The organism is Streptomyces sp. NBC_01267 (assembly GCF_036241575.1).
Classification (GTDB): domain Bacteria; phylum Actinomycetota; class Actinomycetes; order Streptomycetales; family Streptomycetaceae; genus Streptomyces.
Genome location: NZ_CP108455.1, coordinates 7,039,488 through 7,064,340, shown reverse-complemented (window position 1 = coordinate 7,064,340; position 24,853 = coordinate 7,039,488). Strand labels below are relative to the sequence as shown.

Annotated in this window: 23 protein-coding genes; 8 read left to right on the top strand and 15 right to left on the bottom strand. The window is 69.5% G+C overall.

Translation table 11 applies throughout. The annotated features are described in order from the left end of the window. Positions 1-15 precede the first annotated feature (15 nt). The 11 genes from OG709_RS31690 to OG709_RS31640 are packed head-to-tail and all read right to left on the bottom strand — an operon-like array spanning position 16 to position 10,686. Positions 16-672 carry a hypothetical protein gene (locus OG709_RS31690; protein WP_329168591.1) on the bottom strand — a complete coding sequence of 219 codons (657 nt, stop codon included), beginning with the start codon at positions 670-672 and terminating at the stop codon, positions 16-18. Next, entirely contained in the window at positions 669-1,181 is a 513-nt protein-coding gene (locus OG709_RS31685) for a hypothetical protein (protein WP_250302857.1), read from the bottom strand. The genes OG709_RS31690 and OG709_RS31685 overlap by 4 nt, the downstream gene beginning before the upstream one ends. Next, positions 1,178-2,434 carry an MCE family protein gene (locus tag OG709_RS31680; RefSeq protein WP_250302855.1) on the bottom strand — a complete coding sequence of 419 codons (1,257 nt, stop codon included), beginning with the start codon at positions 2,432-2,434 and terminating at the stop codon, positions 1,178-1,180. The genes OG709_RS31685 and OG709_RS31680 overlap by 4 nt, the downstream gene beginning before the upstream one ends. Beyond that, complete coding sequence (locus OG709_RS31675) at positions 2,434-3,567, bottom strand: MCE family protein (protein ID WP_250302853.1); 1,134 nt, start codon at positions 3,565-3,567, stop codon at positions 2,434-2,436. The genes OG709_RS31680 and OG709_RS31675 overlap by 1 nt, the downstream gene beginning before the upstream one ends. After that, on the bottom strand, positions 3,564-4,724 hold the full coding sequence (locus OG709_RS31670) for an MCE family protein (protein WP_250302850.1): 1,161 nt from the start codon (positions 4,722-4,724) through the stop codon (positions 3,564-3,566). The genes OG709_RS31675 and OG709_RS31670 overlap by 4 nt, the downstream gene beginning before the upstream one ends. Then, positions 4,721-5,770 (bottom strand): MCE family protein, encoded by a 1,050-nt coding sequence (locus OG709_RS31665; protein ID WP_250302849.1) that lies wholly within the window; start codon positions 5,768-5,770, stop codon positions 4,721-4,723. The genes OG709_RS31670 and OG709_RS31665 overlap by 4 nt, the downstream gene beginning before the upstream one ends. Next, positions 5,767-6,798 (bottom strand): MCE family protein, encoded by a 1,032-nt coding sequence (locus OG709_RS31660; protein WP_266645858.1) that lies wholly within the window; start codon positions 6,796-6,798, stop codon positions 5,767-5,769. The genes OG709_RS31665 and OG709_RS31660 overlap by 4 nt, the downstream gene beginning before the upstream one ends. Then, entirely contained in the window at positions 6,795-8,036 is a 1,242-nt protein-coding gene (locus tag OG709_RS31655; protein WP_250302845.1) for an MCE family protein, read from the bottom strand. The genes OG709_RS31660 and OG709_RS31655 overlap by 4 nt, the downstream gene beginning before the upstream one ends. Continuing rightward, entirely contained in the window at positions 8,033-8,836 is an 804-nt protein-coding gene (locus OG709_RS31650; protein WP_250302843.1) for an MlaE family ABC transporter permease, read from the bottom strand. Before OG709_RS31650 ends, OG709_RS31655 begins: the two co-directional genes overlap by 4 nt. 3 nt (positions 8,837-8,839) lie before the next feature. Beyond that, positions 8,840-9,694 carry an MlaE family ABC transporter permease gene (locus tag OG709_RS31645; RefSeq protein WP_250302840.1) on the bottom strand — a complete coding sequence of 285 codons (855 nt, stop codon included), beginning with the start codon at positions 9,692-9,694 and terminating at the stop codon, positions 8,840-8,842. After that, positions 9,691-10,686 carry an ABC transporter ATP-binding protein gene (locus tag OG709_RS31640; protein WP_250302839.1) on the bottom strand — a complete coding sequence of 332 codons (996 nt, stop codon included), beginning with the start codon at positions 10,684-10,686 and terminating at the stop codon, positions 9,691-9,693. The genes OG709_RS31645 and OG709_RS31640 overlap by 4 nt, the downstream gene beginning before the upstream one ends. Before the next feature lie 710 nt (positions 10,687-11,396). Between OG709_RS31640 and OG709_RS31635 the strand changes: the two genes are divergently transcribed. Continuing rightward, positions 11,397-12,338 (top strand): hypothetical protein, encoded by a 942-nt coding sequence (locus OG709_RS31635; protein ID WP_266645860.1) that lies wholly within the window; start codon positions 11,397-11,399, stop codon positions 12,336-12,338. 88 nt (positions 12,339-12,426) lie between these two features. Here the strand turns inward: OG709_RS31635 and OG709_RS31630 are convergent, their stop codons facing one another. Together OG709_RS31630 and OG709_RS31625 are read right to left on the bottom strand one after the other, a co-directional pair. After that, positions 12,427-13,977, bottom strand: a complete 1,551-nt coding sequence (locus OG709_RS31630) for a DUF6801 domain-containing protein (RefSeq protein WP_266645861.1) — start codon at positions 13,975-13,977, stop codon at positions 12,427-12,429. Between the two features lie 161 nt (positions 13,978-14,138). After that, positions 14,139-14,744 (bottom strand): hypothetical protein, encoded by a 606-nt coding sequence (locus OG709_RS31625; protein WP_250302836.1) that lies wholly within the window; start codon positions 14,742-14,744, stop codon positions 14,139-14,141. Between the two features lie 472 nt (positions 14,745-15,216). Between OG709_RS31625 and OG709_RS31620 the strand changes: the two genes are divergently transcribed. From OG709_RS31620 to OG709_RS31605, 4 genes are all read left to right on the top strand, one after another. Beyond that, complete coding sequence (locus tag OG709_RS31620) at positions 15,217-16,419, top strand: helix-turn-helix domain-containing protein (protein WP_250302835.1); 1,203 nt, start codon at positions 15,217-15,219, stop codon at positions 16,417-16,419. Between the two features lie 106 nt (positions 16,420-16,525). Next, positions 16,526-16,987 (top strand): SCP2 sterol-binding domain-containing protein, encoded by a 462-nt coding sequence (locus tag OG709_RS31615; protein WP_250302832.1) that lies wholly within the window; start codon positions 16,526-16,528, stop codon positions 16,985-16,987. Between the two features lie 33 nt (positions 16,988-17,020). Next, on the top strand, positions 17,021-17,176 hold the full coding sequence (locus tag OG709_RS31610; RefSeq protein WP_329168583.1) for a hypothetical protein: 156 nt from the start codon (positions 17,021-17,023) through the stop codon (positions 17,174-17,176). Between the two features lie 75 nt (positions 17,177-17,251). Beyond that, on the top strand, positions 17,252-19,315 hold the full coding sequence (locus OG709_RS31605) for an MDR family MFS transporter (RefSeq protein WP_266645864.1): 2,064 nt from the start codon (positions 17,252-17,254) through the stop codon (positions 19,313-19,315). A 23-nt stretch (positions 19,316-19,338) separates the two neighbouring features. Here OG709_RS31605 and OG709_RS31600 read toward each other — a convergent pair whose 3' ends face one another. Both OG709_RS31600 and OG709_RS31595 read right to left on the bottom strand, forming a co-directional pair. Continuing rightward, positions 19,339-20,985 carry an amidohydrolase gene (locus OG709_RS31600; RefSeq protein WP_266645865.1) on the bottom strand — a complete coding sequence of 549 codons (1,647 nt, stop codon included), beginning with the start codon at positions 20,983-20,985 and terminating at the stop codon, positions 19,339-19,341. 37 nt (positions 20,986-21,022) lie between these two features. Further along, positions 21,023-22,468, bottom strand: coding sequence for an APC family permease (locus tag OG709_RS31595; protein WP_329168582.1), 1,446 nt, complete (start codon positions 22,466-22,468; stop codon positions 21,023-21,025). A gap of 188 nt (positions 22,469-22,656) precedes the next feature. Here OG709_RS31595 and OG709_RS31590 point away from each other — a divergent pair, with 188 nt between their 5' ends. From OG709_RS31590 to OG709_RS31580, 3 genes are all read left to right on the top strand, one after another. Then, entirely contained in the window at positions 22,657-23,409 is a 753-nt protein-coding gene (locus OG709_RS31590) for a TetR/AcrR family transcriptional regulator (RefSeq protein ID WP_250302825.1), read from the top strand. Between the two features lie 106 nt (positions 23,410-23,515). Further along, positions 23,516-23,887, top strand: a complete 372-nt coding sequence (locus tag OG709_RS31585) for a BlaI/MecI/CopY family transcriptional regulator (RefSeq protein ID WP_250302824.1) — start codon at positions 23,516-23,518, stop codon at positions 23,885-23,887. Then, on the top strand, positions 23,884-24,825 hold the full coding sequence (locus OG709_RS31580) for a M56 family metallopeptidase (protein WP_250302822.1): 942 nt from the start codon (positions 23,884-23,886) through the stop codon (positions 24,823-24,825). Before OG709_RS31585 ends, OG709_RS31580 begins: the two co-directional genes overlap by 4 nt. Positions 24,826-24,853 lie beyond the last annotated feature (28 nt).

The following is a 24,853-nucleotide window of genomic DNA, read 5'->3' as shown; positions in this document are numbered from 1 at the left end:
CCCTCAGCGGGTCCCTCAACGGGCCGTGATGTCGGTGATCAGCCAGTTGCCGCCGCGGAGTTCGGCGGTCACCGACAGCTGTGCGGCCACTACCTCGGCCGGTTTGCCCTTGCGCTGCGCGGTCTGGTCGAGGAAGACCAGCAGGTGCGCCTCACTGCCGGTCAGCCGGGTGACACCGGCCCGTACGACCTGCGTGGTGAGCGTCAGTTTCTGCTCCTGGGCGCGCTTGCCGACCTGCCCGAAGAGCGCGCCGTACTGCCTCGCCGCCTTTCCCGCGAGCAGTTCGCGGGCTGCCTGCTCCGTGACGCCGGTGGCCTGCGGCGTGTACGACAGGACCTTGCCGAGCGCGTCGCTGACATCCCCGGTGACCTGAGCGGTGGCCTCGGTGTCGGTGAGCGCCTGGTTCGCCGCGGCCGGGGTGCTTCTCAACTGGTGGGCGCGGAAGAGCAGTCCGGCGCCGCCGAGCACCAGCAGCAGGACGGCGACGGCGACCACCAGCGGGCCCCGGCCGCGCGGCGGGGCGGCCGGGGCCTCCGCCGGGGTCTCCGAACTCTTCAGAGTCTCCGGGGTCTCCGGGGTCTCCTCTGCCGCCTGCAACACTCCGGTCCCGGGCGACTCACCGGCTTCCTGCGCCGCTTCGGCCTCCTGCGTCTCTTCGACGGTGCCGCTCATGCGCCCTCCTTCCCCACCGGCACTGCGGTGAGTGCGGTGACCTTCCAGCCGTCCGGGGTCCGGGCGAGCGAGGCCGCGAAGCGTTTGCGGTCGGTGGTGGCCGTACCGCCCTTGGCCGTGATGGCGACGTCGACGGTCGCGATCAGCGAAGCCGTTCCCGCCCGGTCGTCGAGAGCGGTGAGCGCCGCGTCCGTGACGGTGCCCCGTGCGGAGGTCCCGGCGTCGGTGAGTGTGGTGCGGTCGGTGGTCCGGGTGGCGGCCAGCTTGTCGTGCAGCGCGCCGGTCGAGGCGTCCAGCCACTGCTTGAGCCCGGCATCGGTGTGCCGCACGTCGAGCGTGTTGAGCTGGGCGACACGCTCACGCCCGGCAGTCAGCGCCCGGTCGCGTGAGGCGGAGTACGCGAGTGAGCCGTCGTCGTGCGCCTGCCAGTACACCCACCCGGAGAATCCGCAGAAGAGCACGGCCACCAGGACCGCGGCCCCGCACATCATGCGCGTACGCCTGTTCACCGAGTGCCTCCCGGTGCGAGCAGACCGCCGAGGCCGGTGGGACCGCCGGCGGGCAGCGCGGGCATGCCGAGCGCTCCGGGGAGCGGGCCTCCCGCGTCGGTTCCCAGCAGCAGGGATCCCGGCTTCGCGGGTGGCAGCACGGGTCCCCCACGAGGGGCGTTCGCCGACCCGCGCACCTCCTTGCCGCTGCTGGGCGGCGAAGTGCAGCGCGCGTCGGTGTTGAGGGCCGAAGTGGCGCTGGTGTCCAGGCCGTTGCGGTACTTCGTCCCGCCGTACCCGGCGGTGCACGGCAGCGGTGAGAAGAAGGTGACGGCCATGCCGAAGCGGGCCCCCTTGCCATTGATCGCGGTCGAACCCGCGGCAGCCACGGCGGGCAGTTTCACCAGCAGTTCCTCCGTGCCCCGCTGACGGGTCACCGCCACGTCCGAGGTGGTCAGCAAATTGGCGAGCACCACGCTCAGATCAGGGTCGAGGTCCCGGAGCAGTCCGCTGACCTGGGTCGCCGCATCAGGCGCGACCGCGATCAGGGAACGCAGATCGGCGTCGGAGTCGACGAGCTGTCCGGCCAGCCCCTTGGCACCCGTGGCGAAGGACTTGAGGGCGTCGCCCTCCTCGGACTGGGTGCGGAGCACGGTCTCACCGTCCACCATCAGCTTGGTGTCCGTGGGGAGGGCCTTGTCCGCCGCCTTGAGGAAGTCGCTGCTGCTGTCCATCAGGACCTGGAGGTCCTCCCCGCGGCCGTTCAGCGCGGCGCCGAACTCGTCGACCACGGTGCGCAGGGAGTCCAGGTCCACCGAGGACGACAGATCGTTGACGCTGGTGAGGACCTGTGTCACGGGCGCCGGGATGCTGGCGTCGGCCTGCGCGATGGTCGAGCCGTCCTCCAGATAGGGGCTGCCGCTGTCGACGGGCCGCAGATCGATGTACTCCTCGCCGACGGCGGAGAGGTTCGCGACGACCGCCTTGAGGTCGGCCGGGATGGCGGGCGCGGAATTGTTGATCCGCAGCTCCGCCTCCACGCCGTCGGCGGTCAGCCGGATCGGTCCTACCCGCCCCACCGAGACACCCCGGTAGGTGACGTTGGAGTGGGTGAAGAGGCCGCCGGTCTCCGGGAGTTCGACCTTGACGACGTAGTAGCCGCGCAGCCCGATCAGATGGCCGAGGTCCGCGTACCGGGCCCCGAGGTAGCCCAGGACGAGCACCGCGATCAGCAGGAAGGAGATGTTCTTCAGCCGGGTGGCCGTGGTGATCATCAGTGGCCGCCTTTCGTGGACGGCGCTGTGACGGAGGGCAGCGGCAGGGGCGGCGCACCGGATTTCGCCGTCGCCGCCCCGATGGTGGTGGGGGCGACCGGGGGGATGATCTGCGTCCCGGGCACGGCCGTCACGTCCAGGTAGAGGTTGAGGTAGTCCCCCTTCACCCCGCGCATCACCTCGTCCGTGAAGGGATAGGTGAAGAGCACCTGGAGGGAGTCGGGCAGATCCTTGCCGGAGTCGGCCAGCTCCTTCAGCGTCGGTGCCAGTGCCTTGAGATCGGCGACCATGTCGTCCTTGCTCCTGTTCACCGTGTCCACGGCGACGCCGGACAGGGTGTCGAGCGCCTTGAGCATGGTGAGCAGTGAGCCGCGCTGCTTCTCCAGCACCTTCAGTCCGGGGCTGACTCCCGTGAGGACCTTCCCGATGTCCTGCTTACGGGTGGCGAGTGTCGCGGAGAGCCGGTTGACCCCGTCCAGGGCGTCCGTGATGTCACTCCTGTGGTCGTCCAGGCTGGTCACCAGCGTGTCGACGTCGTGGAGCATCGACCGGATCTGTGGCTCCCGGCCGCCGAGTGTCTTGTTGAGTTCGGTGCTGATGGTCTTCAGCTGCTGGATGCCGCCGCCGTTGAGGAGCAGCGACAGCGCGCCGAAGACCTCTTCGACCTCCGGGTTGCGGTTGGTGCGGGAGATCGGAATGGTCTGGCCGTTGCCCAGCGAGGCGGTCGACGCGCCCTTCTCGGGGGCGACGAGCTGGATGAACTTCTCGCCGAGCAGACTGGACTGTTCGAGATGGGCGTACGCGTTCTCCGGCAGCCGTACCTTGCCGTTGACCCGCATGGTGACCCGGGCCGACCAGTCGTCGGGCGACAGCGTGATTTTCGTGACCCGGCCGACGGCGACGTCGTTCACCTTCACGGCGGCCTGCGGTACCAGGTTCAGCACATCGCCGAAGTCCGCGGTGATCTCGTACGGATGGGAGCCGAGGTCGGCGCCGCCGGGCAGCGGAAGGTTCTCGATTCCGGAGAACGACGGGGCGGCGCAGCCGCCGAGGGTGACGACGCAGCCGACGGCCAGGGCGACCGTGGCCGCCAGGCCGGTACGGGATCGGGTGCGCCCGGTGACCCGGCTCATCGGGTGGCCCCCTTCTGTGACGGTGCCCCGGAAGAGGTCTTCGGTGCGGACTGCGACGGCGAGCCGTACACGTCCCCGACCGTGGGCAGCGGCAGCGCGGGGAGCGCCTTCTGTTCCGACGGCCGCACGGGCACCAGACCGCTCAGCGCCGAACCGCCCGCCGATGGTGTGCTCGCACCGTTGAGGGCGCTGTTCATGCTCAGTTCGTTGAGGTTGCCCCGGCCGTCGATGGTGCGGTGCACCGGGTCGTAGGCGTTGACCAGGTTCCCGGCGGCCAGTGGAGCGGTGTCCAGCATCTCGGCGAGCGAGGCCCGTTGCTTGACCAGGGTCTCGGTGATCGGCCTCAGCTGGCTGACGCTCTTCTTCAGCGAACCGCGGTTCTTCTCGATGAAGGTCTTCACCTGGCCGAGCGCCGTGCCGAGCTCCCGCAGGGCGCTCCCCAGGTCCTTCTTGTCGGCGTCGAGGAAGCTGGTGACGGTGGAGAGCTGCTGCTCCGCGGTGTGCACCTTCCCGTCGTTGCCCTTGAGCATCGTGGTGAAGGACTGGAGGTAGGCGAGCGTGTCGAAGAGGTTGCCGCTGCTCTTGTCGAGCGTCTTGGTGGCCTTTCCGAACTGCTCGATGGAGTCGCCGATCGCCTTGCCGTTGCCGTCGAGGTTGGCCGCCCCGGTGTTCAGCAGATCGGACAGCGCGCCCTGGGAGTTGGCTCCCTTCGGTCCCAGCGCGTCGGCGAGCTGGGTGACGCTCGCGTACAGCTGGTCGACCTCGACGGGCGTGGCGTTGCGGTCGGCGGCGAGCGTGGCCCGGTCCTTCAGCTGCGGGCCGCCCGCGTACGCCGGTGAGAGCTGGACGTAGCGGTCGGCGACGACGCTGGACGCGACGATGACGGCGTGGGCGTCGGCCGGCACCTTCACCCCTTTGTCGAGGATCAGCACCACCTTCACCTCCTTGCCCTGGGGTCTGACGGAGTCGACCTTTCCGACCTTCACCCCGAGGATCCGCAGGTCGGACCCCGCGTAGATGCCGGTGGCCTGGTCGAAGTAGGCGGTGACCCGGTTGCCTTCCGCGTCGTCGAGCGCGACGACGCCGGTGGTGGCCACGCCCGCGACGAGCGCGAGTCCGACGCCGGTGGTGACGACGCGTCTGGTGGTGTGGTTCATCGGCTGCCGCCTGAGGTCTGCTGGGGCGACATGCATCCGGTGTCCGGAGGCGTGCCGGCGGGCAGGTAGTTCTTCGGGACGAGACCGCAGATGTAGCTGTCGAACCAGCGGCCGTTGCCGAGGGTGTTGCCGACGAGCCGGTAGTACGGTCCGGCCAGTGACAGGGCCTTGTCGAGGCTCTTGCGGTTCTTCAGCAGGACGGTCGTGACGTTGTTCAGCGCGGTCAGGGTCGGTTGCAGTTGCTTGTTGTTGTCCTTGACCAGGCCGGTCAGTTCGGTGCCCAGGTCGGTGGTCCCGGTGAGCAGCAGGTGGATGGAGTCCCGCCGGTTCTGGATCTCGCCGAGCAGCAGGTTCCCGTCCTTGAGCAGGGCGTCGAAGCTGCTGTTCTGCCCGGACAGCGTCTTGGTGAGCTGTTTGCTGCCCTTGAGGAGCTTGGCCAGTTCGGTGTCCCGTTCGGAGACCGTTTTCGACAGCGCGGAGAGGCCGTCGGCGGCGGTCTTCACATCGGGGGGCGAGTTCTTGAAGGTCGCGGAGATCGTCTCGAAGCTCTTGGCGAGCTGCTTGGTGTCGATCTCGCCGATGGTGTCGCTGAGCCCGCTGAACGCCTGGGTGACGTCGTACGGGGAGGTGGTGCGGCTCAGCGGTATGCGGCTCGACGGGTCCTGCGGGCCGGTGCCGACCGGGTCGAGCGCCAGGTACTTGTCACCGAGCAGGGTCTTGATCGCGATGGCCGCCGTGCTGGAGTTGCCGACCCAGGCGTCCTTGACCTTGAACGTCACCTTCACCTTGGGGCCGTCGAGTCCGACGCCCGTCACCTTCCCGACCTTGACGCCGGCGATCCGTACCTCGTCACCGTTGCTGAGCCCCGCGGACTCGCTGAAGTCCGCGGTGTAGGTCGTACCGCCGCCGATGAAGGGCAGTGAGTCGGCGCGGTAGGCGGCGAGCCCGATGAGTGCGAGGACCAGCAGGCCTACCAGGCTCACCGCGACCGGGTTGCGGTCCCGTACGGGCTTGAGCCTCGGTATCCGGCCACGGGGTGCCTTCATCCCTGGCACCTCGATTCGGTGATCCCGATGCCGGTGGGCGGCGTGCTGCCGTCCGAGGTGGTCACGCCCGTCACCTTGGCCTCGCAGAGATAGAGGTTGAGCCACGATCCGTACGAGGCGAGCCGGGTGATGGCCTGCATCTTGGCGGGTGTGTTCTGCAGGAAGTCCTGAAGTTTCGGCTTGCCGGCGTCCAACTGCCGGGAAAGCCGCCCGAGTTCGCTGATGTCCTGCTTGAGGGGTGCCCGGCCGTCCTGGAGCAGGCCGGCGGTCGTGGTGGTGAGCGCGCCCATGGCGGTGATCGCGTCGCCGAGGGGTTTACGGTCTCCGGCGAAGCCCGAGACGAGCTGCTGGAGGGTGACGACGAGGTCGTTGAAGTCCGACTCCCGGTCGTTGACGGTCGTCAGTACGGTGTTGAGGTTCTTGATGACCTGGCCGATCACCTTGTCCTTGGCCGCGACCGTGGTGGTCAGCGATCCGACGTGCTGGAGCAGGCTGTCGACGGTCCCGCCCTCACCCTGCAGGACCTGCACGATGGAGTTGGCGAGCTGGTTCATCTCGTCCGGTGCCAGCCCCTGCAGCAGCGGCTGGAATCCGTTGAAGAGCTGGGTGAGATCGAGCGCGGGCGTGGTGCGCGAGAGGGGGATGGTGGCCCCGTGCGCGAAGTGCTGCCCGACGGGACCGCTGCCCTGCTCCAGGTCGACGTACCGCTGGCCGACCATGTTGAGGTACTTGATCGACGCGGTCACCGACGCGGGCAGGGTCCGGCCCTTCTTCACCGCGAAGCTCACCTCGGCGAGCCGCCGGTCCGCGACCCGGACCGACTCGACCTGGCCGACCTTCACCCCGGCGATCCGCACGCTGTCGCCCGCGATCAGTCCGGTGGCGTCGGTGAAGCGGGCCTTGTACGAGATGGTGTCGCCGACGTCCGTATTGGCGATGCTGAGCCCGAGGACCACGGTGGCCAGCGAGGTCACCACGGTGAAGACCAGGGATTTGACGACCGGTCCGGTCATGCTGCGGCGTTTCACTTCAGCTTCACCTCCGCACCGCGGAAGACGGGACCGGCCAGCAGGCTGCTCCAGTCGGGCAAGGACTTCGCCCCGGCCTTCGCGCCGGGCGACAGCAGTTCGTTGACGAGCTGGTTCTCCTGGGGCGAGTTGGGCAGCCCCAGGCTGTCCTTCTTGCTCGCACCGGTCGCCGCTGTCGGGACGGTCTTGCCGATGTAGGGAACCGAGTAGCAGTTCGGCCCGCCGCTCGCGTGGTAGGCCGGGGTGTCCCGGCCCGCCGTGTACTTCCCGAGCGAGGGGACGGAGACGAGGCTGACGTGCAGCCCCGGTTGGTCCGTGCCCTTGCCGAGCGCCTTGTCCATGGCGGGGACGAAGCCCGCGAGGGTGCTCAGCGTGCAGGGGAACTCGGGCGCGTACTTGGCGAGGAGTTCCAGGGTGGGCCTGCTGGTCGCCGAGAGCCGGATGATGTTGTCCTTGTTCTGCTGGAGGAAGGCCGTGACGTCCTGGGCGGTCCGGGTGGTCGAGCCGTAGAGCCCCGCCAGTTCGGCCTGCTTCTGCGCGAGGGTGGAGCTGGTGGTGGTGAAGTCGGTGAGCGCCGTGAGGATGTCGGGCGACGCGTCCGAGTACACCTGGGTGACCTTCACCAGCTGCGCTATGTCCCGGTTGAGCGTGGGGAGTTGGGGGTTGAGCTTCTTCAGGTAGGTGTCGAGGGTGACGAGGGTGTCGCCCAGCTTCTGGCCGCGCCCGTTCAGGGCCTGCGAGACCGCGGTGAGGGTCGCGGACAGCTTCTCCGGCTGCACCGCGGTGAGCAGGGGCAGCACGTTGTCCAGGACCTGTTCCAGCTCGATGGCGTTGCGCGACCGGTCCTGCGGGATGGTGACACCCGCCTTCAGCGGCTGCGCCGAGGCGTTCGCGGGCGGCACCAGGGCGACGTACCGCTCGCCGAAGAGTGTCGTCGGCAGCATCTGCGCGGTGACGTCCGACGGCACCTGCCCGAGCTTGTCGGGCTGGATGGCCAGGGTGAGCTGCGCCCCGTCGCCGTGCGACGTGATGTCACGGACCTGTCCGATGACCACTCCGCGCAGTTTCACGTCGGCGTTGAGGTGCATCTCGCTGCCGACCGTGTCGGCGTCCACCCTGATGGTCGCGGAGTCGGTGAAGTCCTTCTGGTACACGGCGACCGACAGCCAGATCAGCAGCGCGGGGACCACGATGAAGACCACTCCGGCGAGTCTGCGTTGCACCGTACGCGCGCTCATCCCGCCACCTTCACGGTCGTCGTGGCACCCCAGATGGCGAGCGAGAGGAAGAAGTCGGTGACGCTGATCAGCACGATGGCGTTACGGACGGACCGTCCGACCGCGATCCCGACCCCGGCCGGGCCGCCGCTGGCCCGGAAGCCGTAGTAGCAGTGGGCCAGGATCACCATCACGCTGAAGATCAGCACCTTGAGCACCGACAGGAGCACGTCGTCCGGCGAGAGGAAGAGATTGAAGTAGTGGTCGTAGGTGCCGGAGGACTGCCCGTTGAAGAGGACCGTCACATAGCGCGACGCGACATAGGAGCTGAGCAGCCCCATGGCGTACAGCGGGATGATCGCCACGACGCCGGCGATGATCCGGGTGGTGACGAGGTACGGCATGGACCGCACGCCCATCGCTTCGAGGGCGTCGACCTCCTCGTTGATGCGCATCGCGCCGAGCTGCGCGGTGAATCCGGCGCCGACGGTCGCGGACAGGGCGAGACCGGCGACCAGCGGGGCGATCTCGCGGGTGTTGAAGTACGCGGAGATGAAGCCGGTGAAGGCCGCGGTGCCGATCTGGTTGAGCGCGGCGTACCCCTGGAGGCCGACGACCGTGCCGGTGAACAGGGTCATGGCGATCATCACGCCGATCGTGCCGCCGATGACACCGAGTCCGCCGCTGCCGAACGCCACTTCGGCGAGGAGCCGCTGCACCTCTCTCAGGTATCTGCGCAGGGTGCGCGGGATCCAGAGCAAGGCCCTGATGTAGAAAGCGAGTTGATCGCCGGAGCGATCGAGCCAGCCGAGCATGGACATCTCTCAGCTCCCCTTCGCGGGGACGATCTGGAGATAGACCGCCGTGAGGACCATGTTCACGAAGAACAGCAGCATGAAGGTGATGACGACGGACTGGTTGACCGCGTCGCCGACCCCCTTGGGGCCGCCCCGGGGGTTCAGGCCCCGGTAGGCGGCGACGATTCCGGCCAGGAACCCGAAGATCAGCGCCTTGAACTCACTGATGTAGAGGTCGGGGAGCTGGGCGAGTGCGGAGAAGCTGGAGAGGTACGCGCCGGGCGTGCCGTGCTGCATGATCACGTTGAAGAAGTAGCCGCCCAGCGTGCCGACGACGGAGACCAGGCCGTTCAGCAGCACGGCCACGAACATGGTGGCCAGCACCCGGGGAACGACCAGCCGCTGGACCGGTGACACCCCCATGACCTCCATCGCGTCCAGCTCCTCGCGGATCTTGCGCGATCCGAGATCGGCGCAGATGGCGGAGCCGCCCGCGCCCGCGATCAGCAGGGCGACGATCAGCGGGCTCGCCTGCTGGATGACGGCGAGTACGCTCGCGCCTCCGGTGAAGGACTGGGCGCCGAGCTGCTGGGTGAGCGAGCCCACCTGGAGCGCGATGACCGCGCCGAAGGGAATGGAGACGAGCGCGGCCGGGAGGATGGTCACGCTCGCGACGAACCAGAACTGCTCGATGAACTCCCTTACCTGGAAGGGTCTTCGGAAGATCGCCCGGGTCACCGTGGCCCCGAGCGCGAAGAGCTTCCCGGTCTCGCGCAGCGGCGCGAGAGCACGCAGCGGCGGTCTGGGCGCCGAGCGGGTACCGGCCTTCTCGCCGGGCGCGTCCGACGGCTCGGACGGCCGGACCGGCAGCTGCGCCGTCATGTCCGCGCCTCGCCGGCCGACGGGGCGGCGTAGCTCTTGGCGATGGCCGAGCGAGCCGCTTCGGGCAACTGCGCCATCATGCCGAGCACCCGCTCGCGGCGCCGCAGGACAGCCCTGCGCTCCGGCATCCCCGGCGACGGCTCCAGCTGCGGCACCAGTGACCGGGGGCCGTCCGGGGTGAGGCTGCCGCCGTTGACGCTCAGCTGCTCCCGCGCGATGGTCGCGGCGTCCTTCTCCTCGGACATCCCGATGGGCCCCTCGCGGCGACCGCTGAGGAACTGCGCGACGACCGGCTCCTCGCTGGTGAGCAGCACTTCACGCGGACCGAAGGTGACCAGGTTGCGGCGGAAGAGCATGCCCATGTTGTCGGGCACGGTGGCCGCGATGTCGAGGTTGTGCGTGACGATCAGCATGGTGGCGTCGATCTGGGCGTTGAGGTCGATCAGGAGCTGCGAGATGTACGCGGTCCGGACCGGGTCGAGGCCGGAGTCGGGCTCGTCGCAGAGAATGATCTGGGGATCGAGCACCAATGCCCGTGCGAGGCCTGCCCTCTTGCGCATGCCGCCGGAGATCTCACCGGGCAGCTTGTCCTCGTCGCCCACGAGCCCGACCATGTCCATCCGCTCCATGACGATGCGGCGAATTTCGGACTCTTTCTTCCTGGTGTGCTCGCGGAGCGGGAAGGCGATGTTGTCGAAGAGAGTCATCGAGCCGAAGAGCGCACCGTCCTGGAACATCAGGCCGAAGAGCTTGCGCGTCTCGTAGATGTCGCGCTCTGGGCTGCTGACCATGTCGACGCCGTCGATGAGGACACTGCCGCGCTCCGGCTTGAGCAACCCGATGACGGACTTCAGGAATACGGTCTTTCCCGTTCCGGAAGGCCCGAGCATGACGCTCACTTCACCGGCGGGAAGCGTGAGTGTCACGTCCTGCCAGATGTTCTGCTTGCCGAAAGACTTCGTGAGCCCTTCAACGACTACTTCGATTCCCATCCCACCCCCTGCATACACTCACGAAGTGACAGAAGCGCACCGAGAGGCGCACGTTAAGTTCACCGACACCGCCGGGACAAGCCCTTGAACAGGGAATTCAGCAAGATCCCGGACACTTGTCATCCGATGACAAGTCCGTCCGCCGATCTTGTCGAAAACTGCGTACGGAGAACGGGGCCCCCGGCCGGAGTCCTGCGGCCCCGGAGGCCGGGACCGCGGTGCCCGGCGGCCGGAACGCCCGCCCTCAGGAGGGACCGGAGCGCCGGCTCCCGTCCGATGAATCCCAGGTGACGGGCCACTGCGGGAACCCCCCTTTCCACATACGCGCAATCCCCGGACCAACAGGCCGAGTTGCTTACGGTGCGACGTTACGGCCGGGTAACCTGGCCCGCAATACTAGTTCTTCAAGATTTCACGAGTAACCGCGCGAACACCCCGTTCTTGGCGACAACTGAGCAGTGCCGAAGCGAAACCTGTCCTCTGATGACAATTCATGCCGTGCGTCGTCCCGTCGCGGAAGAAAGGGACAAGTTCCTCGAACGGCGGGATTGTGCCGTGGTGTTTCCCGCCAGTAACGTCACAGCTCGGCGATTCCGGAGACTGAACCGTCCCGTATGCCTGGATTCACCTTTCACGCCCTCTGTTCTTCCACAACTCCCCGTGCGTCGCTCACGCACGGACCGCTGCTCCAGTAGAAAAAAGGGGAACTCATGAGATCCGCTTCGACCCGGGTACGAGTGGGGCTGCTCGCCACCAGCACGGCGCTCGCCTCGTTCATATCGGTGGGCACGGCCACCGCGGCCGGCGCCCCCACCGAACTGAACGGGAGCTGGGCCTCGTTCACGCGCTGCCCGGTGGACGATCCCACCATGCTGGCCGCCGACGGCCAGGACAACACCGCTCTGTGCGTCTCGTCCCACTCGGCCGGCGGGTCCATCAAGCTCGGCAGCTCCGTCGTGCCGACCGGGGCCAGCGATCTCCAGCTCGGTGTGGTCACCCATGCCAACGGCACCTCGACCCTGGTCTCCCCGGCCGGCGGTGCGCTCGTCGCCGACCCGGCCCAACTCCCGGGCGGACTGCTCGGGTTGATGTGTCCCAGTGGCATCCCGGTCGTCAGCTCCATCTGCCAGCAGATCACCGACAGCACCCTGAACAAGGTCACCGCCACCATTCAGTCGGTCAACTCACCGAGCGACTTCCAGCTGCTGGCAGGCACGACGACGGGCAAACCGATCGTCTCGCTGCCGGTGCGCATCCACCTGGAGAACCCGTTCCTGGGCAGCAACTGCTACATCGGCAGCGCCTCGAACCCGATCGTGCTGCGTCCGCAGAACCTGACCCGTCCGACCGCCGGGGCCGAACAGTTCGCGGGTGACGGCACCCCCGACCCGGCCGGCCCGCTGGGCCGGATCAACCTGGTGGGCGCGGACCAGGGCGACTCCACCTACTCGGTGCCCGGCGCGAACGGCTGCGGTGCGGGGCTGCTCGACTGGGCGGTCAACCTCAAGACGGGCCTGCCGTCCGCGTCCGGCAACAACAGCGTGGTCCTCAACAACGCCTCGACCTACGTCGCCACGGTCAACGACCCCAGCGCGGTCGCTCCTGACGAGGGCAAGGTGCTCGCGCAGTACTGGCACTCGGCGGTGAAGTAACCACCACCCCGCACACCGGCCGATGGGGCCGCCCTCCCAAGTGGAGGGCGGCCCCATCGGCGTACGGAGACGGTGTCCGTTCCGCCGCTCAGTTCTTCTCGGGTGCGGCGGACGGCAGTTCGGGCATGGTCGGCGGACAAGGTGTGGAGGTGTCCTCGGGAATGCACGTCGTGCCCTGATTCAGCGAGACGAGGTTCCCGGGGCCCGAGATCGACGCGGTGAACAAGGAGTCGAGATTCTCGTCGGCCGTTCCGCAGCCGGAGAAGGGCGGAATGGTGACCTCACCTTCCATCGGTCCGCCGAACAGCACGTTCATGTATTTGGGGAATTTCCCGTTGAGAACCACCTTGAACGGTGCGGCCGTCCGGCAGTTCTTACCGACGTCCAGAGGCGTTCCGTTGACCTTCACGTCGTACAGACGCAGCGACTGCTTGAAGGAGGCCGTGGCGAAGTAGACGACGTTGGTCAGAATGCCGATGTTTCCGGTCGAGATGGTGACGGGCCCGTTCTCGAATTCCACCTTCGCCGACACCGGCTCGAACCCGAAGGTCAGGAACGTCGATTCGGCGTCCGGCAGCTTCAGATTCCCGAGTGAATCGAGACGGAGATAGTAGCCGCCCGCGGAGGTCGGCAGGCGCCTCGCCGTATGGGCGTTCGCCAGGACGCTGATGAGCGCGGGTTTCCGCTTCGGATCGTTGATGATCATCGCGCCGTTGAGCTTGCGCACATTGGCCAGCCCGACCGCGTAGGCACAGCCCGGTCGCACCCCGGGCACATCGGACTCGATCAGCGGGTCACCGGCCGGCGCCTGTGGTGCGTCGCTCGCGTCCAGCTTTCCCGTGGGCGGTTCGACCGGGCAGGCGTTGGCCGGGTCGGCGTCCGCGGTCCGGGGTTTCACGGTGATGCCGTCGCTGCCCTTCACGCTCTTCCCGTCGCCCGGTTCACCGGGGTTCCCCGATCCGGACGCACCCGGCGACGGGGTGCCCGGCGCGCCGGGCACCGGGACGGTCGCCAGGTGCCCGGTCCGGCCTGCCGCGAGTTCGCACGTCAGCGCCTCGGGGGCCGCCGCACCGGACGGGTCCGCGGACGGTTCGGCGGTCGGGTCGGTGGCCGTGGCCGAACGCAGTTGCAGCGTCAGCTTTCCGGCGGTGAGGGCGACCTCGCCCGGGGCGCCCACCGTGATCGAGGGCACTTCGCCCACATGGGCGAGGTGGATGTCGTCGCCGTCGGACGGCAGCGGTGTACTCGGGGCGACGAGATTCGCCCACTGCGCCTCGGCCGACTGCCCGTTCTGCCCGACCTCGACGGACAGCGTGGCCGTGCTGACCACGGCGGTGGTGCCCGCGGGAAGCACCGCGTCGAGATCGGACCGCGAGATGCCCACGGTGAGTGTCACCGGACCCGGTTGCATCGGCTCGCCCACCGTGCCCGACGCCGGGTACGCCGACGCGACCTGCACCACGGCGGTGAGGGAGCCGGACGACGGCAGCCCGCACGTGTACGCGAGCGTGTCCGGGTCCGTCCGGGCGTCCGCGGCCGATCCGGGGCCGGACATCACCCCGGCGAGCAGGGCGGCTGCGCAGACAAGTGTCAGCCGTACGGAGTGTCTGCCGCCGGTCACGGGTCTCTGTACGTTCATCCCGGCCCCGCTCCTTCTTCCTGTGGTCCGATGAGGCTGCCCTCCGACGCCTGGTCACGCGTGCCGTCCGAACCGGGCCTTCCGGGCCCGGAAACAGCGAAGTCCGGGCCGACGGCGGCAGTTCCTGCCAGCCGTCGGCCCGTACCCGGCACGCTCGGTCGTTACGGGGTCTTGATCAACGGGTGCGTGTTCACGAGGTACGACGCGGAGAAGCTGGCGACGTCACCGTTGTTGATGAGCCCCAGGCAGCTCGCGTTCGACGCGACCAGGCCGTTGCCCGTTCCGTCGATGACGAGGCTGCCGGTGTCGTTCGCGTAGTGGCCCTTCACCGAACCGGTGAAGTCCGCGTTGCAGCCGGTCCCGGCGATGTGGGCCGAGATCGTGCTCACGGTGGCGTCCACCCACTGCGCGTTGGACGCGTTCGGCTGGATGGCGTTGATCTTCCAGGGGGTGGCCTTCATCGTGACGGTGAAGGGAATGCCGCCCACGTTGCAGTTGGTGAACGAGATGGCGTTGATGTTGCCGATCCCGGCCCCGGTGGCGCTGGTCGCCTGGAGGGTCCCGCTCGACACACTGGAGGAGTCACAGACGAGCGTGGCGAACGGCACGGTCAGCGTGGGAGCCGTGGCAGCCGCGGTGTAGCTCCCGGACGGGGTGACCGTCCACGAGTACGAGGAAGCGGTGGCCGAGGCCGACGTCGCCGCCAGGCCGATGGCCGCGCCGACTGCGAAAGTGACGACAGCGGCTCTTCGTGCAAGCTTGTGCATGGTGTGAATTCCCTTCGTCGCGTCTTGATCCGGTACAGGGAGCTCCGCCCTGTGGGAACGAATCTCCCGAGGGGCTCACGCGGTGGAGAAGAGGCTGCCTTGCCCCGAACGACCGCCCGTTCCGACCGTGCGGCGCTGACGCTACGAGCGAGTAACGTCGGTTTGCAATGCCCCGTACCGAGAAAATCCAAAGGGCATCGGCGCCCTCTCCATTTCCTGTGCCAGGGTGCGCAATCGGCGGATTTCCCTTGTCCGGAAGTGAGCATTTCCGGATCCGCCCGTGAGCGGCGCCGGGACGGTCCCGGCGTGGCCGAATACATGCCCCCTGCATGACTCCCTGTCATAGCTGTGTCCAGCACCCCCTGCCGTGGACTATGTTCAGCAGCCCGAATCGGTTCGCACCTGACGGCCTGCGGGAGCGCTCTCCCGCAGGCCACCCCCCACTGGGCGCCGGAGAGCAAGGGGTAGAGGAATGCCGGGAGTTGCACGACCCTCGGACATCGGAGAACCACTGGGACCGCTGCCACAGGAGTTCGCGGCGGTCATCCGTCCCGAACTTCCGACCCTGATCAAGGAGATCGGCCTGGAGATCACCCGCGCGTACCCGGAGTACGCACGGCTGCTCGACGGGCCGTACGGCCAGGGAATCCGCGTCGGGGTGGAGCAGAGCATCTCCGTCTTCGTCGACCAGGTCGCCGAGCCCGACGCCCCTTCCACCCTGCGCGACGAGATGTGCCGCAGGTTCGGCAGGTTCGAGGCGTACGAGGGCCGGAGTCTGGAACAGCTCCAGGGTGCGTACCGGCTCGGCGCCCGGATCGCACTGCGGCGGGCCAAGACGGTGGGCCGGCGCTACAACCTCTCCCCCACCCTCATGCTGACCTTCGCCGACGCCCTCTTCACCTACGTCGACGAACTCGAATCACTGTCGCGTGAGGGCTACTTGGAGGTGAAGACCGCCGACGGGAACCACAAGGACACGCTCCGCCGCCGACTGCTGCACCTGATACTCGCCGGGTCACCCGTGCCCCGTACCGCCATCGCGGAACTCTCCGAGCAGACCGGCTGGGAGTTACCCGAGCAGGTCACGCTGGTCGCGCTCCGTACGCCCGTCGGCGCGCCGTCGGCCGCCCTGGGCGACGACGTCCTCGCCGATCTCGCCGAACCGCAGCCGCACCTACTCGTCCCCGGCCCTTTCGACGAGCGAAGACAGCTCATGCTGGACGCCGCTCTGCCCGGCGCCCGTACGGCGATCGGCCTGTCCGTCCCCCTGGTGAACGCCTCCGACTCGCTCCGCTGGGCGCGGCAGATCCTCGACCTGGTCGACACCGGCATCGTCGAGGACAACCCGACGACCCGCTGCGAGGACCACATGGTCACGCTCTGGCTCCTCTCCGACCCCCCACTGCTCCGGCAGCTGGCCCGGCGCGAACTGGCGCCCGTCGCCGAACTCACCGCGAACCGCCGCGACCGGCTGACCGAGACCCTGCACGCCTGGCTCGCGACACGTGGCACAGCCGCCCAGATGGGCGAGGCGCTGGGGGTGCACGCGCAGACCGTCCGCTACCGGATGCGGACCCTGGACACCATCTTCGGCGAGCAGCTCGCCGACCCCGAGTGGCGGTTCGCGACCGAGATCGTGCTGCGCGCGATACAGCTGGAGGCGCGCCGGAACTGACCGGACACCCGGGCGGCCCGGCCGGGGAACGCACCCGCCTTGCCCATGGCCCCCATGCGCCCTAGCCTCACTCCCAGTAAGTTTACTTGTGAGTAGGGAAGCGTTCGTGGCAGACAGCATCAGCGAGAGACTTGCGGAACTGGACTTCGCGTCCGTCTCCCCGCAGGAATTCGCGAAGATCATCAAGGGGCTGTCCACGAAGGAGCTCGGCGAGATCGCGCGCGGCGACCTGCGCCACCGCGTACTCGCCGAGGTCTTCGGACGCGTGGAGCGGCAGTTCCGCCCGGAGAACGCCGGATCCCTGGCGGCGGTGATCCGCTGGAAGATCACCGGAGGGAGCGACGTGGTGTACGAGACCGCCATCGCGGACGGGAACTGCACCGTCACCGAGGGACGCTCGGCGGGCGAGCCGCGCCTCACCCTCGTCATGGGCGACGCCGACTTCCTCAGGCTGGTCTCGGGCAACGCCGGCCCGGTGACGCTGTTCGTGCTGCGCAAGGTGAAGATCGCGGGCGATCTGGGGCTGGCCTCCAGGCTCACCCGGTACTTCGACATCCCCAAGGCCTGAGGGGCTGCCGCCCACGACCGGGATTCCGGCGAGATGTCGGCCTGGAGCCCCCGTCAGCCGGCCCCGCTGCGCAGCGACCCGATCCTGCGCCTCCTGGAAACGGGGGGGGAGGGCCTGCGGCTCGCCGCCTCCCTGCGTACGTCGGCGACCGCCGGGCTCGACAGCACCGAGCAGGTCCGCCCCGGCTGAACGCGCCCGGACCGGTGATCACCGGTCCGGGCCACAGCGCATGCGCCGGGGCCAATCGGGTGTGAGGGTGCGACTGTGACGACTGCCAGCAGCACCACGCCCTCCGCGCCGCCCGTGCTCGACGTCCGGCAGCGGAACATCGTGTTCGGCACGATCATGCTCGGTGTGCTGCTGGCCGCCCTCGACCAGACGATCGTCGGTACGGCGCTGCCGACGATCGTGTCCGATCTGGGCGGGGCCGCGCACATGTCCTGGGTGGTCACCGCGTATCTGCTCGCCGAGACGGTCGCCACCGTCCTGGTCGGCAAGTTCGGTGACCTCTTCGGCCGCAAGCTGGTCTTCCAGGTCTCGGCGATCATCTTCATCACCGGATCGTTCCTCTGCGGCCTGGCGACGGACATGACCCTGCTGATCACCTGGCGCGCCGTGCAGGGCATCGGCGCGGGCGGTCTGATGGTGACCTCGATGGCGCTGATCGCGGACGTCATCCCGCTGCGCGAACGCGGCAAGTACCAGGGTGCGATCGGTGCGGTGTTCGGGGTGTCCACGGTGATCGGACCGCTGCTCGGCGGGGTGTTCACGGACAATCTGACCTGGCGCTGGGCGTTCTACGTCAATGTGCCGATCGCGATCCTCGTGGTCATCGCGGCGGCCCGTAACATCCCCGCCGTCAGATCGGTCGGCAGACCCGTCATCGACTACCTGGGCATCGCCCTGGTGGCGGTCGGGGCGAGCGCCCTGATCCTCGCCACCAGTTGGGGCGGCAACCAGTACGCGTGGGGCTCGGGACCCATCATCGGACTGTTCGCGGGCGGGCTGATCGCGCTGGCGCTGTTCTGCGTCGTCGAGACCCGGGCCGCCGAACCGATGCTGCCCATGCGGCTGTTCGCGAATCCGGTGTTCACGGTCTGCTCGATCCTCAGCTTCATCGTCGGCTTCGCGATGCTCGGGGCGATGACCTTCCTGCCGACCTATCTGCAGTACGTCGACGGGGTCTCGGCAACGGTCTCCGGCGTGCGGACCCTGCCGATGGTCGTCGGGCTGCTGATCGCCTCGGTGTTCAGCGGCAACGTCGTCAGCAAGACCGGCAACTACCGGATCTTCCCCATCGTCGGCGCGCTGGTGATGGCGGCCGGACTGTTCCTGATGTCCCGGATGGGACCCACCGCGGGCCTCTGGCGTGAGTCGCTGTACATGTTCGTGCTCGGCCTCGGCATCGGGCTCTGCATGCAGGTGCTGACCATCGCCGTGCAGAACACGGTCGACTACGCCGATCTGGGCACCGCCACCTCGGGCGTGACGTTCTTCCGTACGCTCGGCAGCGCCTTCGGTACCGCCGTGTTCGGCACGATCTACGCCAACACCCTGAAGCCGAAGCTCACTTCGGCCATCGCCGAGGCCAGCCGGGCATCCGGGATCGCCCCGGTCCGGGTGTCCCGGGCGGCCCAGGACCCCATGTCGCTGCACAGGCTGCCCGATTCCGCCGTCGACCCCATCGTGCAGGCCTACTCGCACACCATCCACACCGTCTTCCTGTGGACCGTGCCCGTCGCGCTGATCGGTTTCGTGGTGGCACTGTTCCTGAAGCAGGTGAAGCTCCGCGACTCCGCGCGCGTCGGCTCCACCGACATGGGTGAGGGCTTCGCGGCCCCGGCGTCCGGGGACTCGGCGAAGGTCCTGGAACTCTCCGTCGCGAAGATCCTGCACGGCCAGGGGCCGGACACCGCGCGCCGGATCGTCGCGGACTCCGACACTCGCCTGGACGTCGCGGGTGCCTGGGCGGTGATGCAGGTGGAACTGCTCACCCGGCTCGTCGGACACGCCAGTATCGGCGTGACCGCCACCCGGTACCGGCTGCCTCCCGAGGTGCTGGTGCCGGTCTTCGACCGGATGGTCGACGAGGGCTATCTGACCCGCGACGGCAACCTCTTCTCGCACACCGCCGCGGGCCACCGGGAGGCCGAAGCCATCACGTCCGCCTGGTCGCGGTGGCTGAACACCCGCCTGGAGGAGGACAAGGGCAGGCCGCGCAGCGCCGAACTCCGGGCCGCGGTCGACGCCATCGCGAAGCGGCTGCTCGCCGAGGATCTCGCCGTCGGCATGCCGAGGAGCCGCAGGCCCTCCCCCGTGGGTCCTTGAGCCTGCGGACTCCTGCGGAACCGTCAGGCGTCGGGCGCCGCGTGGACGCGCCTGCCGCCGACGTAGGTGAGCGCGACGCCCGTCCCGCCGATCTCCTCCGGCGGTCCGGCGTACGGGTCACGGTCCAGTACGGTCAGGTCGGCCAGGGCTCCGGCCCGGATGCTGCCGGTGTCGTCCAGGTGGTTCGCATAGGCGGAACCCGCCGTGTACGCGGCGAGTGCGGCGGTCAGTCCGATGCGCTGCTCGGGCAGGAACACGGGATCCGTGCCACCCGGGATCACCCGGTTGACCGCCACATGAATGCCCTGGATCGGGTCCGCGCTGCTCACCGGCCAGTCGCTGCCCGCCGCGAGCGTCGCGCCGGCGCCCAACAGCGCGCCGAAGGGGTACTGCCAGGCCGCGCGTTCCGTGCCCAGGAAGGGAATGGTCAGCTCGTCCATCTGCGGCTCGTGCGCGGCCCACAGCGGCTGGATGTTCGCGACGGCGCCCAGCGCGCGGAAACGGCCGATGTCGTCGGGGTGGACCACCTGGAGGTGGGCGAGGTGCGGGCGGGTGTCGCTGTGCCCGTTGGCGGCGCGGGCGGCCTCGACGGCGTCGAGTGCCTGGCGTACGGCGCGGTCGCCGAGGGCGTGGAAGTGCACCTGGAAGCCGAGGGAGTCCAGCTCGGTCACGTAGGAGGGGAGCAGCTCGGGATCGATGAAGCTGGTGCCGCGGTTGGCGGTGGCGCAGCCGCAGTTGTCCAGATACGGGTCGAGCAGGGCCGCGGTGCCGGTCTCCGCCACCCCGTCGAGCATCATCTTGACGGAGTCCGCGCGGAACCTGCCGTGGCTCAACGCCGCGCGTCGGGCGGCGAGTTCCGGTATCTGCTCGGCGCCGCGTTCCCGGTCCCACCACAGGGCGCCGACCACCCGCGCGGTGAGCGAGCCGTCGCGTGCGGCGGTGAGATAGGCGTCCGACGCGTCGGCCATCCCGAGGTTGGCGCCGACCATGGCGTCCTGCCAGGCGGTGATGCCGTGCGAGTGGAGCAGGCGCTGCGAGTGCAGCAGCGCGGCGAGCCGGTCGGCGGCGGTGGACTGCGGGACCAGGCGGGCGACCTGATCCATCGCGCCTTCCTGGAGCATGCCCGTCGGGGTGCCTGAACTGTCGCGTTCGAAGCGGCCGTCGGCAGGGTCGGGGGTGTCGCGGGTGATCCCGGCGAGCTCCAGCGCGCGGCTGTTGACCCAGGCGCCGTGGTGATCGCAGTTGGGCAGATAGACCGGCCGGTCGGACACGACCGCGTCCAGCAGTTCGCGGGTCGGGGTGCCGCCCTCGAAGGCCTCCATGGTCCAGCCGCCGCCGGTGATCCATTCCCGGTCGGGGTGGGCGAGGGCGTACGCCCCCACGGCTTCCAGCGTCTCCGTCGCGGTCCTCGCCCCGGTGAGGTCGCACTGGGTGAGTTCGAGTCCGGCGGCGACCGGGTGCACATGGGCGTCCTGGAAGCCGGGGATCAGCAGCCGGCCTGCCAGGTCGACGACTTCGGTCTTCGGACCGATCAACTCCCGTACCTCGTCGTGTCCGACCGCGGTGATGCGGTCTCCGGTGACGGCGACGGTGGTGGCCCGGCTGCGGGCGGCGTCCAGAGTGAGGACGGGGCCGCCGGTGAGGACGAGATCGGCGTGCGGGTGCTGCATCGAGGGGTCCGTTCGGTTGTGGTCGGGGGGAAGGCGTTCAGACGGGGGTCAGCTCCGTGGTGAGCTGCTCGGCCGCGGTGGACTCGCCGGTACGGAAGTACGGGGACTTGCGGACCCACTTCGCCCAGGCGGCGACCAGCAGTCCCGAGACGATCATGAGAGCGGGGCAGAGCAGCATGAACCAGCCGTTGTCGGGGTCGACTTCGAGGTGGTCGGTGGAGGTGTAGAAGGCGTAGCAGAGGTAGCCGCCGAGGGCGAGCAGGACGGCCGCGCTGAGCGTCGGCAGGATCACCGCGCGCACACCCTGCCGCCAGTCCTCGCGCAGCAGGGACCGGAACCGTACGGCGGCGGCGAGCGCGGTCAGCGCGTACGACAGCGCGACCACGATGCCGATCGCGTTGACCGCCGCCAGCATCAGGTCGCTGAGCTGGTGGATGACCAGCGACAGGAGGGCGACCACCGCGGCGCAGGAGCCGACCAGCACGGTGCCCACGGCGGGCGTGCCGTACTTCTCGCTGACCTTGCCCCAGACGGGCCCGAGCGTACGGTCGCGGCTCATCGCGAACATGCCGCGCGCGGTCGGGATCACTCCGGACTGGAGCGAGGCGACGGCCGAGAAGAGCAGCGCCACGAGCGGCAGCGCGGCCAGCGGCTGGGAGGCGAGCTTGTCGCCGAAGTACGTCAGGCCCTGCGCGCCGTGGCCCACCAGTTCGTCCGTCGAGAGGACCCGCTGGAAGGCGGTGGCCCCGAGCAGGAACAGCGCGAGCATGGTGAAGAGGGTGACGATTCCGGCGCGGGACGCCTGCGCCGGGTCGCGTACCTCCTCGTTGACGGAGAACGCGGCGTCGAAGCCCCAGTAGCAGAAGACGGAGAGCACCATGCCCTCGGCCAGCGCGTGCATCGAGGGGATGTCGAAGGGGTTGAACCAGTCGAGGCTGAAGGGATGGCTGCCCGCGAAGAGCGCGTAGCCGCAGAAGCCGAGCAGTACGGCGTACTCGAAGACCAGCAGCGCGGTCTGGAACCGGGCGGCGCTGCGGACCCCCGTGACGGCGGTGAAGGTGACTCCGGCCAGGATCACCAGTCCGACGGCCGTGGTCTGCGCGGTGGAGTCCGGGTCGAGGACCAGGCCGCCGACCGAGTGCAGTCCGGCCTCACCCGCGAGTTGCATGACCGCGGACCCGGTCACGGCGGTGGTGTACGAGAGGAAGACCACCGTGCCGACGATGTTGATCCAGCCGGTGAGGAATCCGAGCCAGGGGCTGATGGAACGCCCCACCCACACGTAGCCGCTGCCCGCGTTGGGCTCGACCGCGTTGAGCCGGACGAAGGCGCCCGCGATGCCGAGGATCGGCAGGAAGGCCAGCAGCATGATGGCGGGCAGGTGCAGCCCGACGGCGGCCGCGGTCACACCGAGGCCGATCCCGATACTGGAGGTCGCCGCGGTGCTGGAGGCCGCGATGGCAACCGTGTCCAGGACACCCATGGACCGGCGCAGACTCTCCGGTGGGTCTGTTCCCAGGGGACTTTCCGTTGCTGTCACAGCACGCTCCGCTCTCACCGCGGGGCCGATGTACCGGCCCGGTGGCTGGCCATAAAACGCCGAAGGTCTTAACAGGTCAATGCCGTTGACGTAAGGTTCCCGCAGCACAGGGCGGTGGAGGGAGGCAGTGGGTGGCTGAGCGAGTGGTCCCGGCGCCGGATCGGCGGCGCAGGCGTCCGACCAAGACGGGCGTCGTCCTGTCCGAGGAACTGATCGTCGCGACGGCCCTGCGGCTGCTGCGGGAGCACGGCGCCGCGGCCCTGACCGTACGCCGCCTGGGCGCGGCGCTGGGCGCCGACCCGAGCGCCCTGTACCGCTACTTCCGCGACACCGACGATCTGCTGCTCGCCGTCGCAGACGAGCTCATCGGCCTGGCGATGCGCGCCTGGCAGCCGACCGGCGACTGGCGTGCCGATCTGCGGGACCTGGGTCTCCGCATCCACTCGGGGGCGCTCGCCCACCCACAGGCCGCCGTGCTCAGCTCCTGCCGGGCCACCGGCAGGGCGAACGAGATCCGGTCGGTGGAGGCGATCCTCGGTGTGCTGCGCGGAGCCGGTTTCCCCGAGACCGAGGCGGTGCGGATCTACCACGCGTTCGTCGACCAGACGCTGGCGTTCGCCGCACTGGACGCGGCGGCGGAGGCCCTGCCGCCGGAGGCGCGGGGCGCGGACGACGACGTCTGGCGGGCGACCTACGCCGAGCTGCCCGCCGACAGCCATCCGAACATCGCGGCGGCCTCCCGGCACCTGGTGGCCAGAATGAACCTCAGCGCCTATCCGACGGCCCTGGAACTGCTGCTGTCGGCCGCCGGGGCCCGGCTGGCCGCGCTCCAGCGGTCCGGCGAGTCAGGGGCGGGAACACCCCCGCGGCGCGGTCTCCCATAATGGTGGTCGGGGATGGTGGTCGGGCCACTCACCGCGGACCCCACCCGACCACGGCGACGCAGACCGCCCACGGCAGCGTGGACGGCATTCCGGAGGAAAGATCCCCATGACCGAGGAGCACCCAGAGCGGCGGCCGGCCGGAGAGCTGGAGGCGAGCGTACTGGCGACGCTGTGGGCCGCCGACGGACCGCTGACGCCCGCGGATGTGCAGCGGACCCTCGGCAGTGGGCTCGCCCGCACCACCGTGACCACGATCCTGAGCAGGCTGTACGAAAAGGGGTGGGTGGGCCGGACCCGCTCGGGACGCGGCTTCGCGTACACCCCGACCGAGGACTCCCCCGGCCTCACCGCCCGCCGGATGCACACCGAACTGGAGAAGGAGGAGGACCGCTCCACGGTCCTCGCCCGGTTCGTGTCCCGGCTGAGCTCCGACGACGAGCGGCTGCTGCGCGAGCTGCTGGAGGGTGAGGGCAAGTGATCTACGCCGTGTGGGTGCCCCTGCTGATGCCGCTGCTCGCGGCTCCCGCGGCCCGCCGGCTGGCCGAGCTGCTGTCCCCGCGGCAGGCCGTCCGGCTGCTGACCGCCGCCGCGCTGACGCTCGGCAGCTGCTCCGCGGCGGCGCTGGGTCTGCTGGTCGTGGCGGGCGCCCTGCGGCTGCCACCGGTCGCCGCGCTCGGTGAGCTGATCCACCCACCGGCCGACAGCGGTCCTGCCACCGCCGTGACGGCCGTGGCAGCCGCCCTCGCGCTGGCCGTCTGCACCGCCGCGCTGGTACGGACCGTGCTGCGGCAGCGCGCCGAGCTCCGCGAGGCCCGGCGCCGGCACGGCGGTGCGGGTGAACTGGCCGTGGTGCGCGACGCCGCTCCCGACGCGTACGCACTGCCCGGCAGGCCGGGCCGGATCGTCGTCACGACCGGAATGCTCGACGCCCTCGCACCGGCCGAGCGCGAAGCCCTCTTCGCCCATGAGCGGGCGCACCTCGCGGGCCGCCATCACCTGTTCATCGCGGCGGCCGAACTGGCCGCGCTCTGCCATCCGGCGCTGCGCGCGCTGCGGGCCCCGCTCGGCTACGCCCTGGAGCGCTGCGCGGACGAGTCGGCGGCCGGGGCCGTCGGTGACCGTTCCCTCGCGGCGCGGGCGATCGGCCGTGCCGCGCTGGCCGCGCACCGGGCGCCCGCCGCCCGGCCGAGCGTCGTACTGGCGGCCACCGCGGGCCCGGTCCCGCGCCGGGTCGCCGCGCTGCTGGGGCGCCACCCCACCGGCCGCGCCGGGCACGGGCGGCGCGGCCGGGCCGCCCGGACGGTCGCCGCCGCGCTGCTGGTCTGTCTGTCGCTGTCGGCCGCCGGAGCGCTCGACGCCGCGAAGGATCTGCACGGCGGCATCGAGGCGGCGCAGGGCGGGACCGGGCACCACTGACGGTTCCGCCGCGCCCTCGAACCGGTGG

Coding starts and splice junctions, on each gene's coding strand:
- OG709_RS31690 (WP_329168591.1), bottom strand. CDS start 672: ATGAGCGGCACCGTCGAAGAGACGCAGGAGGCCGAAGCGGCGCAGGAA.
- OG709_RS31680 (WP_250302855.1), bottom strand. CDS start 2,434: ATGATCACCACGGCCACCCGGCTGAAGAACATCTCCTTCCTGCTGATC.
- OG709_RS31675 (WP_250302853.1), bottom strand. CDS start 3,567: ATGAGCCGGGTCACCGGGCGCACCCGATCCCGTACCGGCCTGGCGGCC.
- OG709_RS31670 (WP_250302850.1), bottom strand. CDS start 4,724: ATGAACCACACCACCAGACGCGTCGTCACCACCGGCGTCGGACTCGCG.
- OG709_RS31665 (WP_250302849.1), bottom strand. CDS start 5,770: ATGAAGGCACCCCGTGGCCGGATACCGAGGCTCAAGCCCGTACGGGAC.
- OG709_RS31655 (WP_250302845.1), bottom strand. CDS start 8,036: ATGAGCGCGCGTACGGTGCAACGCAGACTCGCCGGAGTGGTCTTCATC.
- OG709_RS31650 (WP_250302843.1), bottom strand. CDS start 8,836: ATGTCCATGCTCGGCTGGCTCGATCGCTCCGGCGATCAACTCGCTTTC.
- OG709_RS31645 (WP_250302840.1), bottom strand. CDS start 9,694: ATGACGGCGCAGCTGCCGGTCCGGCCGTCCGAGCCGTCGGACGCGCCC.
- OG709_RS31640 (WP_250302839.1), bottom strand. CDS start 10,686: ATGGGAATCGAAGTAGTCGTTGAAGGGCTCACGAAGTCTTTCGGCAAG.
- OG709_RS31635 (WP_266645860.1), top strand. CDS start 11,397: ATGAGATCCGCTTCGACCCGGGTACGAGTGGGGCTGCTCGCCACCAGC.
- OG709_RS31630 (WP_266645861.1), bottom strand. CDS start 13,977: ATGAACGTACAGAGACCCGTGACCGGCGGCAGACACTCCGTACGGCTG.
- OG709_RS31625 (WP_250302836.1), bottom strand. CDS start 14,744: ATGCACAAGCTTGCACGAAGAGCCGCTGTCGTCACTTTCGCAGTCGGC.
- OG709_RS31620 (WP_250302835.1), top strand. CDS start 15,217: ATGCCGGGAGTTGCACGACCCTCGGACATCGGAGAACCACTGGGACCG.
- OG709_RS31610 (WP_329168583.1), top strand. CDS start 17,021: ATGTCGGCCTGGAGCCCCCGTCAGCCGGCCCCGCTGCGCAGCGACCCG.
- OG709_RS31600 (WP_266645865.1), bottom strand. CDS start 20,985: ATGCAGCACCCGCACGCCGATCTCGTCCTCACCGGCGGCCCCGTCCTC.
- OG709_RS31595 (WP_329168582.1), bottom strand. CDS start 22,468: ATGGGTGTCCTGGACACGGTTGCCATCGCGGCCTCCAGCACCGCGGCG.
- OG709_RS31585 (WP_250302824.1), top strand. CDS start 23,516: ATGACCGAGGAGCACCCAGAGCGGCGGCCGGCCGGAGAGCTGGAGGCG.